General features: G+C 42.3%; 13 protein-coding genes. 10 read left to right on the top strand and 3 right to left on the bottom strand.

All coding sequences use genetic code 11. The features are described 5' to 3' along the window. Positions 1-54: 54 nt before the first annotated feature. On the bottom strand, positions 55-2,880 hold the full coding sequence (gene carB, locus B2746_RS02330) for a carbamoyl-phosphate synthase large subunit (RefSeq protein WP_290790613.1): 2,826 nt from the start codon (positions 2,878-2,880) through the stop codon (positions 55-57). A 191-nt stretch (positions 2,881-3,071) separates the two neighbouring features. Beyond that, complete coding sequence (locus tag B2746_RS02325; RefSeq protein WP_290790611.1) at positions 3,072-3,287, bottom strand: hypothetical protein; 216 nt, start codon at positions 3,285-3,287, stop codon at positions 3,072-3,074. Between the two features lie 228 nt (positions 3,288-3,515). On the opposite strand from B2746_RS02325, the gene B2746_RS02320 reads away from it, so the two are divergent. The 9 genes from B2746_RS02320 (at position 3,516) to B2746_RS02280 (ending at position 14,269) form a co-directional block, all read left to right on the top strand. Further along, positions 3,516-5,216 (top strand): M23 family metallopeptidase, encoded by a 1,701-nt coding sequence (locus B2746_RS02320; RefSeq protein ID WP_290790609.1) that lies wholly within the window; start codon positions 3,516-3,518, stop codon positions 5,214-5,216. A gap of 45 nt (positions 5,217-5,261) precedes the next feature. Further along, positions 5,262-5,726, top strand: a complete 465-nt coding sequence (gene bcp / locus B2746_RS02315; RefSeq protein ID WP_290790606.1) for a thioredoxin-dependent thiol peroxidase — start codon at positions 5,262-5,264, stop codon at positions 5,724-5,726. 87 nt (positions 5,727-5,813) lie between these two features. Then, positions 5,814-5,969 carry a hypothetical protein gene (locus B2746_RS02310; protein WP_290790604.1) on the top strand — a complete coding sequence of 52 codons (156 nt, stop codon included), beginning with the start codon at positions 5,814-5,816 and terminating at the stop codon, positions 5,967-5,969. 44 nt (positions 5,970-6,013) lie between these two features. Next, positions 6,014-9,082, top strand: coding sequence for a ligand-binding sensor domain-containing protein (locus tag B2746_RS02305; protein WP_290790601.1), 3,069 nt, complete (start codon positions 6,014-6,016; stop codon positions 9,080-9,082). A 54-nt stretch (positions 9,083-9,136) separates the two neighbouring features. Then, entirely contained in the window at positions 9,137-9,784 is a 648-nt protein-coding gene (locus B2746_RS02300) for a response regulator (protein ID WP_290790598.1), read from the top strand. Positions 9,785-9,813: 29 nt separating this feature from the next. Then, a complete protein-coding gene (locus B2746_RS02295) occupies positions 9,814-10,677 on the top strand; it encodes an alpha/beta fold hydrolase (RefSeq protein ID WP_290790596.1) in 864 nt (287 codons plus the stop codon). Between the two features lie 81 nt (positions 10,678-10,758). Then, positions 10,759-12,030 carry a vanadium-dependent haloperoxidase gene (locus B2746_RS02290; RefSeq protein ID WP_290790593.1) on the top strand — a complete coding sequence of 424 codons (1,272 nt, stop codon included), beginning with the start codon at positions 10,759-10,761 and terminating at the stop codon, positions 12,028-12,030. Positions 12,031-12,061: 31 nt separating this feature from the next. Further along, positions 12,062-13,756 carry a hypothetical protein gene (locus tag B2746_RS02285; RefSeq protein WP_290790590.1) on the top strand — a complete coding sequence of 565 codons (1,695 nt, stop codon included), beginning with the start codon at positions 12,062-12,064 and terminating at the stop codon, positions 13,754-13,756. Positions 13,757-13,915: 159 nt separating this feature from the next. Beyond that, positions 13,916-14,269: an eCIS core domain-containing protein gene (locus B2746_RS02280; protein ID WP_290790588.1), complete on the top strand. Its 354-nt coding sequence runs from the start codon at positions 13,916-13,918 to the stop codon at positions 14,267-14,269. Here B2746_RS02280 and B2746_RS02275 read toward each other — a convergent pair whose 3' ends face one another. After that, positions 14,270-15,013 (bottom strand): biotin--[acetyl-CoA-carboxylase] ligase, encoded by a 744-nt coding sequence (locus B2746_RS02275; protein ID WP_290790585.1) that lies wholly within the window; start codon positions 15,011-15,013, stop codon positions 14,270-14,272. 122 nt (positions 15,014-15,135) lie between these two features. Here B2746_RS02275 and rsfS point away from each other — a divergent pair, with 122 nt between their 5' ends. Continuing rightward, entirely contained in the window at positions 15,136-15,498 is a 363-nt protein-coding gene (gene rsfS, locus B2746_RS02270; protein WP_290790582.1) for a ribosome silencing factor, read from the top strand. The last annotated feature ends 44 nt before the right edge of the window (positions 15,499-15,542 follow it).

Below are 15,542 nucleotides of genomic sequence, written 5' to 3'. Positions count from 1 at the left end.
CAAAAAAAATCCCCTGACCGACGGGGCAGGGGATTTTAACATTGTTAAAAAACACTATTTACTCAGGTACATCGAGCGGTCTTTGTAAAGCTGACGGAAATAAGGATCCCGAAGATCTTTAATGAAGCGGATCGCTTCACCCGTGCTCTTCATTTCCGGACCGAGCTCTTTATTCACCCCCGGGAATTTATTAAAGCTGAAAACTGGTTCTTTAATTGCAAATCCTTTCAGTTTTTTCTCGAATTTGAAATCGGTGAGTTTGTTGACTCCCAGCATCACTTTAGTTGCCACATTCAGATAAGGAATCTGATAGGCTTTCGCAATAAACGGAGTGGTGCGGGAAGCACGCGGATTAGCTTCAATCACAAATACTTTCCCATCTTTCACCGCAAACTGGATATTGATCAATCCTTTAATATTCAGTGCCCGGGCAATTTTTTCAGAATAATATTCAAGTGTAGTCACTTCCAGCGGTGTAAGATTGAAAGCTGGCAATACAGCATTCGAATCACCGGAGTGAATCCCGGCTGGTTCAATATGCTCCATCACCCCCATTACATGGAAATTTTCGCCATCAAAAATCGCATCTACTTCGGCTTCCTGGCATCGATCCAGAAAATGATCGATCAGAATTTTATTACCGGGTATATGTTTCAACAGGCTCACCACTGCTTTTTCCACTTCTTCATCGTTGATCACAATCCGCATCCTTTGTCCGCCTAACACATAGGATGGCCGAACCAATACCGGATACCCAACCCGATTCGCCACTACCACTGCTTCATCCACATCAAAAGCAGTTCCATAATCCGGGTACGGAATACCGAGTTCTTTCAGCATATCACTGAAGCGGCCGCGGTCTTCGGCGATATCCATATTATCGAAAGATGTTCCAATGATTTTGATCCCTTTTGCATGCAGGCGCTCTGCCAGCTTAAGTGCTGTTTGTCCGCCTAATTGCACAATCACACCTTCGGGCTGTTCATGTTCGATAATCTCCCAGAGATGTTCCCAGAAAACAGGTTCGAAATATAATTTATCTGCGATATCAAAATCAGTAGAAACGGTTTCAGGATTACAATTCACCATGATAGCTTCAAAACCGGACTCTTTGATCGCCAGTAATCCGTGTACACAACAATAGTCAAACTCAATACCCTGACCGATTCTGTTTGGACCAGAACCCAGGACAATTATTTTTTTCTTATCGCTTACCTTGCTTTCATTTTCACCACCTTCTTCGAAAGTGGAATAGAAATATGGTGTTTTCGCTTCAAATTCTGCAGCACAGGTGTCTACCATTTTGAAAACCCGGCGAATTCCGGCTTCCTTTCGTTTGGCATACAATTCATCTTCATGTCCATCCTGCATGATGCGGCAAATCTGCTCATCACTGAAACCATGAATTTTTGCTTCGCGAATTAATTCCATAGGGATGGTTGCCAGCTTGAATTTGGCAATCTCCTTTTCCAGATTAACAATTTTCTGGATTTCATAAAGGAACCAGCGATCAATTCCGTTGGTTGCTTTTACAATTGTATTGATACTTACACCCAGCATCAGGGCATCTTTAATACGGAAGATGCGATCCCATTTCGGTGTTTTAATGTATTCAATCAGTTCCTCTGCATGCATTTGACTTTTGCCATAATAGCCAAGTCCCACTGCATTATTTTCCAGACTCTGGCAGGCTTTCTGCACAGCTTCGGTGAAACTGCGGCCAATACCCATTACTTCTCCTACGCTTTTCATCTGTAGACCGAGCGTATCATTGGCTCCTTTGAATTTATCGAAGTTCCAGCGGGGGATTTTTACAATTACATAATCCAGCGCCGGCTCAAAATAAGCAGAAGTGCTCTTGGTGATCTGGTTTTCCAATTCATCCAGCGAATATCCTATGGCCAGTTTTGCCGCGATTTTAGCAATAGGATAACCGGTGGCTTTGGAAGCAAGGGCGGAGGAGCGGCTTACCCGTGGATTGATTTCAATCGCTATTATTTCCTCTGTTGCAGGGTTCAGTGCAAATTGAACATTACATCCGCCTGCGAAATTGCCCAGATCCCGCATCATTGCGATAGCAGTATTCCGCATCAGTTGAAAAGCTGTGTCGGAAAGTGTCATTGCCGGTGCCACGGTTATTGAATCTCCGGTATGCACACCCATTGGGTCAAAATTCTCAACTGTACAGATAATAACCACATTGTCATTGGCATCCCGAAGCAGTTCCAATTCGAATTCTTTCCATCCCAAAACTGCCTGCTCAACCAGCACTTCATGTATTGGGGAAGCCTGTAAACCACGATTCAGGGCTTCATCCAGATCTTCTTTATCATGTACAAATCCGCCGCCTGTTCCACCCAATGTAAAGGAGGGGCGAATTACAAGCGGGAATCCAATCTGCTGAGCGAATTCTTTACCTTCCAGAAAACTATTGGCAGTTTTTGCAGTAGCAACAGGCACTCCCATTTGAATCATCCACTGACGGAATTTTTCCCGATCTTCTGCTTTATCGATGGCTTTGATATCTACCCCTATCAGGCGTACTCCATATTTCTCCCATACTCCGAGGTCTTCAGCTTCTTTGGCCAGGTTGAGGGCAGTTTGCCCACCCATGGTAGGAAGTACTGCATCGATCTGGTTTTCTTCCAGTATCTGTTCTATACTCTCAACGGTAAGGGGCAAAAGATAAACCCGGTCGGCCATCATGGGGTCGGTCATAATGGTAGCCGGATTACTGTTAATAAGGATCACTTTGATTCCTTCTTCACGTAAACTACGAGCTGCCTGGGTTCCGGAATAATCAAATTCGCAGGCTTGTCCGATAATAATGGGTCCTGATCCTATGATCAGAACGGATTTGATGGAATTGTCTTTTGGCATTGTTGCGGAAAAATAAATTGCGCAAAAGTACGGCCCGGGAGGCAATTTTCCCGATTAATTTTCCTGCCTTCGCTAAAGTTACGGCAGGCGAGGCCTGCGAGGGGTTCATTTTGTTCACCCGACCGGTGGAGGGCAACAAAACAAAAAGGCCTCCACCGAAGTGAAGGCCTGCATTATGTAAACGAGATGCATCAGCTATTATGATAAGCCGCCATCTCGATATCGTCCAGCAATACCTTCCCTTTCCGAACCTCGGCCTTGCGGACCGCCCGGGTTTGTTTTTCATCCTGTTTGCTAAGGATCTTAAACATCCATTTCTGTTTTGCCTCCTGACCTTTAAAAGCCCCGATCAGGGATCCTATCACCATTACTGTCATCACAACTGCTTTTTGTTGGAATCTTTTCATACCATTCTTTTTAACCTTTAACAAATACTGCTATTACATCAATGCACTAATCTATAGACACAGATATAACAACAAACGCTGTTCCATGTTTGCAAAAGACATACCTAAAATGTAGATTTATTTTAATTTAACAAGTTGTTTAAACAACTAAAACTTTTCCACTTCGAACTTCCCACTTCCCACTTCTAACTTCTCACTTACCTTTGTCCCTTTATCAAAAAAATAAGGATGATTCGACAAACCCTTCTTGCCCTATTCATTTGTAGTATAAGCCAGGCTCAGTTTACCGAAAATCCAACTTATCCAAAAGGGTATTTCCGAAATCCTCTTGGTATCCCGATTAGTCTAAGTGGTAATTTTGGTGAACTCCGTCCCAATCATTACCACATGGGACTGGATCTTAAAACGGAAAGAAGGGAAAATCTTTCAGTTTATGCAGCTGCAGAAGGTTATATAAGCAGGATCAAAGTTGAACCGGGTGGATTCGGAAGAGCGATTTATGTTAACCATCCAAACGGATTTACAACTGTTTATTGTCATTTGAATAATTTTTTCCCGGGCCTTGAAAACTGGGTGAAAAGCCTGCAGTACCAGAAAGAATCCTGGTACCTTAATGAAGTAGTTCCGGCAGATCAATTTCCTGTACAAAAAGGACAATTGCTGGCATATAGTGGAAATACAGGCGGTTCTCAGGCACCCCACCTGCATTTTGAAATCAGACGAACAGCTGATGAAGTGAATCTGAATCCCATGTTATTCGGATTTCCCATCACGGATAACACGCTTCCAACTATTCTTCGGGTAGCCATATATGATAGAAACCAATCGGTTTTTGAACAAAACCCAAGAGTACTATCCGTGGCTAATAAAGGAAACGGAAATTATACTGCACCACTTCAAACGGTGAATTCATCCAAAATAAGTCTGGCATTAACCACTTATGATACACATACAGGCTCCTCCAATCTGAATGGTGTTTACGAGGCAGTATTATATGATGAACTGGAAGCTATTGTCGGATTCCGCATGGATCAGATTAGCTACGAAGCTACCCGTTACCTTAATGCACATATTGATTATAAAACCAAACAACGCGGAGGCCCTTATCTTCAGCATCTGAGTGAATTACCGGGTTATATGCATTCCATATATACCCGGTTCAATGGAGATGGCGTAATTGATTTATCAGACGGTTTGGTTCATGAACTTTCCATCGTTGTTAAGGATGCATATGGAAATGCTTCAACAGTTAAACTGCCGATTAAATACAGTGGCAACCAGTCAACTGCCATAACAGCATCTGGAAAACGCTTTTACCCTCTCATGCTGGATATTTTTGAATCGGAAGATTGTGAATTCATCATTGGGGAAAGAACTTTGTATGATTCCGTTAGCATATCATATAAAAGACAGGCAGCAATCGGATCCGGTACTATTTCTGCCCTGCATACAATCGGATCTTTGTCTGTCCCTTTACAAGATGCCATGTTGGTTCGCATAAAAGTTGCAGACTCGGTTAATAATGCGGATAGATCAAAAATTGTTATGCAACGGATTGCCGGTTCCAGAAAGGAAGTACAGAAAGTGAGCTGGGATGAAAACTGGGCCATGGCTGGTTTCCGTGATTTTGGTGCCTTTCAATTGGTGGTTGACACTACAGCCCCTGAAATTATTCCGGTTGGATTTAAAGACGGTTCCAGCCTTTCCGCAGCTTCCCGTGTTGTTTTTACCGTACGCGATAACCTGGGAAAATGGAAAGTTACCCGAACCGAACTCGATGGATCATGGATTCGGTTTACCAATGATAAAGGGCGAAATTTTGTTTACATATTTGATGAACGCTTCAGTGTTGGCGAACATGAATTGAGGGTGGTGGCAGTTGATGAAGCAGGAAATGAAACGGACGTGAAGTGGAAGGTGAGGAGATAGGAGGAGGGGAGGGGAAAGAGGTGAAAAGGAGAAAACAACTACGCGATGAATAAACTTGAGGCGGGCATAAAAGCACCGGCATTTAATGGCAAAGATCAGAATGGAAATACGATACGTCTTTCCGATTTTAAAGGAAAAAAAATTGCTCTTTATTTTTATCCGCAGGATATGACACCGACTTGTACGGTGCAGGCTTGTAATCTTCGCGATAATTTTTCATTGCTTCAGCAAAACGGGATTCAGATAATCGGTGTTTCACCGGATGACAGTACCAGTCACAAAAAATTTGAAGAACGAAACCAACTCCCTTTTCCGTTAATTGCTGATACAAAACATGCTATCATTGAGAAATTTGGTGTTTGGGGTGAGAAACAACTCTATGGAAGAAAATACATGGGACTCCATCGCACTACCTTTTTGATAGATGAAAAAGGGATCATTCAAAAAGTATTTCTTAAACCCAAAAGCAAGCAACATGCCGAAGAAATAATTGCTTCATTCTGCAGTTGAATCCCCTCTTTAGGGGATTAGATTAAGGTAAAGGGGGGATTGTATACGACACCTAACCAAACTAGTTTTGGGCTTCAAAATAGGTATATGAACAAGTCCTCCTTACTAAAAAAATGGTGCTGGGCCCTCCTGGTGGTGTTCTCCGCCAGCGGGGATGCGATCAGTAACCGTCTGCAGCAGAAAATGGTTGTTCCGTCTGAAGCTCCTCAGGTGGAACCGATTATCCTGTTTCTTTTACAATGAACGGATTAGAATTGGTTAATTTCAGTCTATAAGTTCAACTTACTATGTTCAGGCTGCGGTTTTTCACAGTGTTTTTTTTGTACAGCTATTTTGCCTCTGCCCAGCATTCTCCTTATATTTTCAGGCAGATTACTGTAAAAGATGGACTTTCCAATAACCGGGTCAATTGTATTCTGCAGGATCATCTAGGTTTTACCTGGATTGGCACTGATGATGGATTAAACCGGTTTGATGGAAATGCATTTACCATTTTCAGGCATGAACCTGGCAATTCCGCCACTTTGGGCGGCAATATTATCCTTGATCTCTGTGAAGACAAAAATGGTGTTTTATGGATTGCAACGGGAGATGGTGGTTTATGCCGATTTAATCGCTCAGCAGCCCCCTCCCGCCAATTCAAAAATTTCCGTCATAATCCGGGTGATTCCGCTTCTATTCCGGTTAACACCATAAATGCAATGCTGCCGGATGGCAAACAATTTATCTGGCTTGCAACAAGTGGTTCCGGCATCCTTCGTTTTAATACCATAACCAATGAATTTATACGTATTGGTGGATTACCAAGAACAACCATAACAGATCTATGTTTCGATAAATTTGGTATGATCTGGGCGGGTACTCAGGGCGGTGGTTATATAAAACTTGATCCGGGCAGCCAAAGAATCTGGTTTGATGAAAAGTATAGCAATCCATATGATAAGCTTCCACATGTAGCAGTCACCAATTTATACAAAGACAAACGTAACAATATCTGGTTAGCATCATGGGATCCTGTTCTTTATCAGGTGGGTGTGCCAGATCAAAATAAACAGGGTGTTCACACTACCATCATTGGAAAGCTGGAACCAGGAAATGAACCTACTTCTTTTACTGATGCAGGTAGTTCGGATTTCTGGGTTGGCACTAAAAAATCCGGCATTCGGATCTTCAGATCATCGGAAAACAGGTGGGAGGAAATCAAAGCACAAGCAGATGATTTTAGCAGTCTTGGATCCAATACTGTTTACTGCCTTTATAGAGATAAAGATGAGCATATCTGGATTGGGACCGATAAAGGTATCAGCCTCTATATTCCAACGGGTTCCCAACTTAGCCCTGTTCGTTTGCCAGATGTTGCCGGAACGGGTAATCAACAGGTACATGATTTCCTGTCATTGACAGATAAAAAAATCTGGATTGGAACAAACGATGGTTTATATGAATGGCAGAATAATCGGCTGAATTATATTCCCCTTCGATGGAAGAATAAAAGACTTGCAGCAACTTCTCTATTTCATTCGGCCAATGGAAAACGTTATATAGGAACTGATTATTCTTTATTTGAGTGGGATAGCCAAACGCAGAAAATAAAATTGCTGCCAAATACAGACAAAGACATCGTCATGAAACAATTAATCGCATCCAGAATTGTTTCAATTGAAGAAGACTCTATTGATGGATCTGCAGCCATAATTGCATCACCCTACGGCCATTTTTTAACCTATTATAATAATGCAAAATCCAGATGGATCAGCCGGTTTGATACGGTTACTCGAATCGTTCCGGACTTTCAGATTAAAGATAACCTGATTCATAAAATTTATAAAGATCCCGCAGGTCATTTGTGGCTTGCTACAACCAAAAATGGTTTAGGGGAATGGATCAGATCAAAAAAACAATTTGAATATCATATTAATCATCCGGGAAACCCGAGTTCCATTACCAATAATCATGTGAATGATATCATAGCCGACAGCTCCGGAAAAATATGGCTGGCAACCTATGGCGGCGGATTAAATAAATATGATCCTGTCTCCAGCATTTTTACTTATATCCGGAATAGTCCTAATTTATTGGAGAGCTTATGTGTTGACAATAAACAACGCATCTGGATGTTGGGGAACGGGGAATTATTTGCCTATGATCCAACTTCTGATCAGATCCGATCCTTTGCAAATGCGCTGGGTGTAAACAGAGGACAGTTATGTGGTTGGCTTAAGGTTGATCCGGATGGTTATCTGCTGATAGGTGGTAAAGATTTTTTTATTCGTGTTCACCCTGACTCACTTCAGCAACCGGTGGTTCACCCTTCTGTACAATTCACGGATTTGCAGGTTTTTGATACTTCTTTTTATCATCAGCTTAGCTCTTCGCAAAGAATTCGTTTGGCGCATAATCAAAATTACCTGTCCATTCATTATTCAGCTCCCTGGTATCGTCAGAAATTGTACTATCAATATAAACTGGAGGGAGTTGATCCTGGCTGGATTGATGCCGGAACGCAACAAAAAACTGCCTATCAGCAACTGGCTCCTGGAACTTATCGGTTTCTTGTAAGATCTTCCAGTATTCCCGGTATCTGGAATTCAAATCCATCCATTTTAATAATTGAACTGGTACCGCCTTTCTGGCAACGGTGGTGGTTTTTTGTTATTCTAACTGCTGCAATAAGTGCTTTAATTTATGTTATCTACCGGTATAGAATAAACGAATTGGTTAAAAGGCAGACAATCCGAAATAGAATAGCACAGGATCTGCATGATAATCTTGGCTCTACTTTAAGCAGTATTTCAGTTTATAGTCAGGTGGCAAAAATTTATAAAGAGCAGCAAAAAGATACCGAATTGAATGATACCCTCCAACGGATAGGATCCACATCCGGCGAAATGATATCTGAAATGAATGATATTGTATGGGCAATCAATCCAAGGAATGATAATATGGAAAAGATTATTCAGCGCATGGATTCTTTTGCCCGCCCATTGCTGAAAGCAGCTTGTATTTCTTTTGATTTACAGCATTCTCCCGATATAAAACCAATAGTACTGGAAATGGAGCAGCGTAAAAATCTATACCTCATCTTTAAGGAAAGTGTAACTAATGCAATAAAATACAGTGAAGCATCAGAAATGCAGGTTAATATTGCGCGTAACGGTAAATTTCTGATTATGGATATAAAGGATAACGGGAAGGGGTTTGATCCGGCGTTGAATAAAAATGCAAACCGACTCAGTTTATCCGGCAATGGGCTGCGGAATATGAGAAACAGGGCAAAGGAACTGAATGGAAAGCTTATTATTGATTCTGCACCGGGACAGGGAACCAGTCTTCAGTTCAGCTTTCCTTTCACCTGATTTGGGGATATGAACAAAGAATCAGTTCCATTAGATTTGTAGGAACACAGGTTTATGAGTCTTCGCATTACCATATTTGACGATAACAAAAATATTCGGGAAAGTATCCGGATGTTATTGGAAACACTTCCGGATTTTGAGGTCGTGGGCTCTTATTGCCATGTATTGGATTGTGTGGAGGATGTGAAGGAGTCAAGACCCGATGTTATTCTCATGGATATTGAAATGCCGGGAATGACCGGGATTGCCGCTCTGATCAGGTTGCGCAGGGAATTTCCAAATATCCAGGTGTTGATGCAAACTGTTTTTGAGGATGATGAGCGGGTTTTTGACAGTATTTGTGCCGGAGCATCCGGATATATTCTGAAAAACCAGTTAAATACCAAACTCGTGGATGCTATTAGAGAATTACAATTTGGCGGATCTCCCATGTCACCTTCCATAGCAAGAAAGGTGATGAATAAGCTGCAATCTATCCCGCAGCATATTCGTCCGGAGGCTGCTCCCGATTACCACCTCACTCCAAGAGAAAAAGATGTATTATCCTGTCTTGTAAACGGACTCAGTTATAAAATGATAGCTGCTGATTTGAATATAAGCTATGAAACAGTTCGGTCACATGTGAAAAAAATCTACGAAAAACTTCATGTGGCATCACTCACAGAGATGGTTGCCAAAGCTATCAATCAACGTATAGTGTAGTATTTTTTATATAATTAAATCTTATCAGGATGAAATCAATTTTATTCTCCTGGTTGCTTTTTTGTGCAACCATGGGGCAACAATTGCATGCGCAATCAATTCCCGTTTCTACACAAGTACAGCTTGATTTTCGGGAAAAAGGAAAAGGGAATCCCACTACCATTTTATTTCTCCATGGATTTTCCGATTCCTGGTTTTCCTATTCAGAAATTTTGGACAAGCTTCCACGGAAATACCATTCTATCGCACTTAGTTTAAGGGGCCATGGAGATTCACCCAAACCACCAACAGGTTATAGTCCGGATGATATGGCAAAGGATATTGTTCATTTTCTGAACAAACGAGGAATTGACAAAGTGATTGTGGTAGGGCATTCAATGGGATCAACGGTGGCTATGCAACTGGCTATCAGATACCCGGAACGAACCCATGCGCTTATTCTGCTTGCAGCCTTTGCCACTTTTAATGATAAAACATTTATGCCTTCTTTCGTGGAAGCCATCGAACAATTAAAAGACCCCGTTGATATTAATTTTATTAAGGAGTTTCAGGAAAGCACTATTCTGAAGCCGGTACCTCCTGCATTTATGAAAAATGTAATAAACGAAAGCAGAAAATTAACTGCGTCTGTTTGGAAAGAAACTATTCAAAGTTTGATAAAAGCTGATTATGAAAATCGACTATCTGCTTATACTAAACCTGTTTTACTTATCTGGGGAGATGCAGATCAAATGGCACTTGAAGATGATCAGCAAAGACTCCTGAAAGCCTTTCCCAATGTACGTCTCCTTCGATATGAAAGTATCGGTCATGCAGTGCATTGGGAGGCTCCTGATCGTGTTGCCCGAGATATCAAAGGCTTTCTTGAATTTATCCAGTCTTCACCGGAATAGGGTAGAACAAACACAGGTTCGGGCATTGTTTTCAGTCTTTCAAATAAGCAGATTTGTGTCTTAATTTTTAAACCTTCAAGTATGAAAAAGTTGAGACCATTTATTTTGTTTGGAGTATTAGGCAGCCTTATCTTATCAGCCTGTAATCGAAATGATTCTCCAGAAGTGAAAAAGGATATTTACTCCAATAAGGTAGTGTTGGATTGGAATCAAGCTATCATAACAGCGATGGGTGGACCACAATATCAACACTCCTTACTTGCTTCAAGGGTAGGCGCGATGGTTCATCTTGCCATGCATGATGCAGTAAATGCTGCAAGACCTACCTTTACTTCTTATGCTTACTTTGGAAAAAATGAAAAGGCAGATCCGGTAGCTGCTGCTGCTGGTGCGGCACATGGAGTATTGAGAAGTTTGTTCGTTGAACATGCAGCAGTTCTGGACTCCCTTCTGCTGGCTTCTTTGAATGATGTAAAAGGGGAAGATGCAAAACTGGCGGGGCTGGAACTTGGAACAGGGGCAGCTCAATCAATTTTGGCTTTAAGAGCTGATGATGGTGCATTATTGGATCCGATTGCACCGGTTGAGCCGTCTGAACAGGCAGGTGTTTATCAGACCGTTCCGCCCTTTGTCTTCATTTTTGCCCCCCATTGGAAAACAATGAAATTATTCGGCTTGCAAAAACAGGATCAGTTTCGTCCCGTTGCTCCTCCGGCCTTAACAAGTGAAGCATATACCATTGCATTTAACGAAGTAAAATCTGTTGGACAATTGGGGAGCACCATCCGTTCAGCAGAGCAGACAGAGCAGGCTCAGTTCTGGTATGAATTTTCAGAAATGGGATGGAACCGCGTAGCCAGGATTGCCATTGCTTCAAAAAAGATTGGATTGATAGAATCGGCCCGCATAATGGCCCTTGTAAATATGGCACTAGCTGATTCTTACACTGCAGGTTGGGATGCCAAATTTTATTACAATTTATGGAGACCATATACTGCCATCAGAAAAGCTGCCATTGATGGCAATACAGAAACAATCGCAGACCTGAACTGGGAGCCTGTTCTACCAACTCCACCTGTCCAGGATTATCCCTCTACACACAGTGTTCTTGGCAATGCAGGTGCAACTGTTTTAACCAGTCTGATTGGTAATAAAACTCCCTTCACCATGGGATCTCCAACAGCTCCCGAAGGTGTAACCAGGTCATTTAAAAACTTTCTTGAAGCGGCGGATGAAAATGCGGATTCACGCGTGAGTGCCGGTATTCATTTTCGCTTTGCCAGTGAAGCCGGACAGGAGCTCGGAAATAAAATCGGAGAATATATCGTAAAGAATCACCTGAAACCGCTTTAATCAGATATTTGCATTCTAAAACCAACCAGTCATGAAATTTCTATTAGCCTTATCGCTGGGCCTTGGTTTGAGCTATTATTTTATAGCGAACGATGAGCCCAGTCTATTTTCCGCTTTACCCGCAACTCCAATCCCTGTCTATTGTGCACCATCAATGGATTGGTCAAAAATGAAGGATGATCACGGTCCTCTTATCAAAGCATTCACCCTTACGAATTTTAAGATCAGCAGTTCAGTGGATTCAGCACAACTTTACTTTGATCAGGGGCTAAGTCAGCTGTATGCATTCAATCATGGAGAAGCCGGACGGTCGTTTAAAACGGCTATCCGGTTAGACCCATCAGCTCCAATGCCTTATTGGGGATTGGCAATGGTGCTTGGTCCCAATTACAATGCCGGATTAAATCCGGCAGCATTGGATGAAATCAATGCAACAATTAAAAAAGCAAAAGAAAAATCGGGTGCTGCAACAGTTGTTGAAAAAGCATTGGTTGAAGCATTGGGTCAGCGATTTCCGAATGAACCGGTAACTGATATGAGCCCTTATAATGAGGCCTATTCAGCCGCAATGGAAAAGCTTTATCGTTCCAATCCCGGTCAGGCAGATCTTGCCGTGCTTTATATTGACGCACTGATGAATGAACATCCCTGGAATTTTTGGATGAAGGATGGAACAGCACAACCCTGGACAGCCAAAACAGTTGCAACAATAGAATCAGTTTTAAAACAATGGCCGAATCATCCGGGTGCCATTCACTATTATATTCATGCAACAGAAGCATCACAACATGCGGAAATTGCGCTGCAATATGCCGATCGTTTGGGGGCAATGGTTGCCGGGAATGGACATTTGGTGCATATGCCATCCCATACCTATATCCGGACCGGCGATTATCATAAAGGTGTGCTGGTAAATGAAGCAGCTTCCGAATCGGATAGTTTATACATCAGCCAGTGTAATGCGAATGGTTTTTATCCTATGTTATTGTATCCGCACAATATCCATTTTTTGGCAGCCTGTGCATTTCTTGAAGGAAATTCGGAGAAAGCCATGAAAGCTGCCTGGATGGTATCACGGCAGGCAGATAAAAAATACCTTGCGGATAATATCACCGTTCAGCACTTTTACAGTATTCCATTTTACGTATTGGTACAACTGGAAAAATGGGAGGAGATTCTTCGTTTACCAATGCCTGGGGAAAGTTTAACTTATCCTCGTGCCCTCTGGCATTATGCAAGAGGTATGGCATATGGGGGTAAGAGAGAATTCAGGATGGCTGCAGCTGAATTAAAGGAACTGGAGGAAATAGTATCCGGTAAATCACTGGAGAAACAACTGATATGGGATCTGAATACGGCTCAACAATTGGTGGAAATGGCCCAACTGGTGCTGACCGCTGAGTTGGATGCTCTTCAAGGTAATATACCGGTAGCTATACCCGCTTTAAAAAAAGCGATTGCATTGGAAGATCAGTTGAATTACAACGAACCACCGGATTGGTTTTTCTCCAATCGCCTCCGTTTGGGAAGCTGGTTGTTAAAATCCGGGGATTTTTCAGCTGCGGAGAAAATTTATTCCGAAGATTTACAGACCTTTAGAGAAAATGGATGGGCTTTACACGGATTGTATAAAGCTCTCCTTGCCCAGGGCAAAAAAGCCGCCGCTACAGAAGTGAAGGCGAGGTTTGATAAAGCCTGGAAATGGGCGGATATCACACTGAAATAAAGAAACATGACAAGGGGGATGTTGGTACCAACTGCACCCAGGGTAGTATGCGCTCATGAATTTGCATAAGGTTTAGTGTCCACAACATCAAAACCTACCAGAAGTGTCAGACAGGTGTTCTGACATCTCCCTTGACATGTTCTAACACTGTCCTAATGTATGTCTGACGTCTATCGTATTAAGGAAAATTCTATATGGGCGAAATTGGCGGCTAAGCGAATGAAATCGGAAAAGTTGGCCATGGTATTGGGCAATACTATACATTTATACAATACATCTTATCAGGAAATGTTGCAAAACCGACGCTGGCTTAGGCATGAATTGGCTCATGTTCGTCAGTTTCAGCAATATGGCTGGGCCCGGTTTTTATTTTTATACCTGATTGAATCAATAAAAAAGGGATATTATAAAAATCGATTTGAGGTTGAAGCCCGGGAAGCAGAGCAGGATTTTTATTTGGAGGAACGCTATTCCTTTAGTCCCCGAACCGGTCAGGAAAGAAGGATAGCCTGATCAAAGCCATTCTACTTCACCTACTTTGAATTGCCTGTCCAGACTATCACGAGTTTGCAATTCCCCTGTTTCTGTAACGCCTAAAATCCGGGTTTCGAACACAATGTTGTTTTTACGCATCCGGCAGAGCTGGTCCCGGCCGAATAAATGCAAGAGATAATCCCGATGGATTTCTTTGTGCTTTCCATTTAATAGCTGCTGCCATCGGTATTCCAGTGTCTGACAGAGTAATCGCAATTCCTGCAATAAATCCATTTTCCTCCCGGTAATTTGACGGAGAGATACCGCTTTTCTGGGTGTTTCCGGAAATGAGGTCTGATTCAAATTGATCCCTATCCCCACCACTGCAAACTGCCATTCTGGACCCAGCCATTTGTTTTCAATTAAAATTCCACCTGCCTTTCTGTCACGCCAGTATAGATCATTAGGCCATTTAACCCGGGTCTCATCACCTGCATATTCACCGAACCAACGCTGGCAACCCAGGGCCATAGCCATGCTAAGGTAAAATTGGTCAGAATGCGCCAGCTGTCTGGTTTCCAGAACAATACTTACCATAATATTAGAGGCAGGCTCACTGATCCATTGTTTTCCCATCTGTCCTTTTCCGGCAGTTTGTTCCAGGGCAAAATAGACCTGGCCATGTACTGCCTTCTGTTCCTGCAGCTGGCCCATGGCATAGTTGTTGGAGCTATCAACCGTCTCCAGTATCGTAAGCTGATGTCCGATGGGATAAATGGGCATTGGTTTGCGCAAAAGATTAGTACTTTTGATCGGGACGAATGTAGTATTTTCAGTTTTTAGTTCACTAAAAGATTAGATTATTGGAACCATTGTCAGCTTTAGCTTCACGTCAACGCAGTAGTGTGACCCGCCTTACAAAAAATGCCAAGATTCTGACCACCATTATCAAGGCTATCCAGGAAAAAAAGGGAGAAAACATCGTTTCCCTGGATCTCAGGAAGATTCATGAAGCTGTCTCCGATTTTTTTGTGATTTGCGAAGCATCATCAACCACTCAGGTAAAAGCAATTGCTGATTCCGTTGAGTATGCTGTTAAAGAAGAATTGGGTGAATTGCCATACCGGCATGAAGGGCAGCAGGCGGCGCAATGGATTCTGATCGATTATGTAAATGTAGTGGTACACGTAATGCAACCAGAAACCCGCCGGTTTTATAAATTGGAGGAAATGTGGAGCGATGCGCCCATGACGAACTTTGAATCCTAAGATTTTACCTTTCTTTTGAACAAAGGCAGGGTATAAGCATTAAT

The sequence above is a fragment of the Flavihumibacter sp. UBA7668 genome (assembly GCF_002483205.1).
GTDB lineage: Bacteria > Bacteroidota > Bacteroidia > Chitinophagales > Chitinophagaceae > Flavihumibacter.
This window is presented reverse-complemented; position numbering and strand designations above follow the sequence as displayed.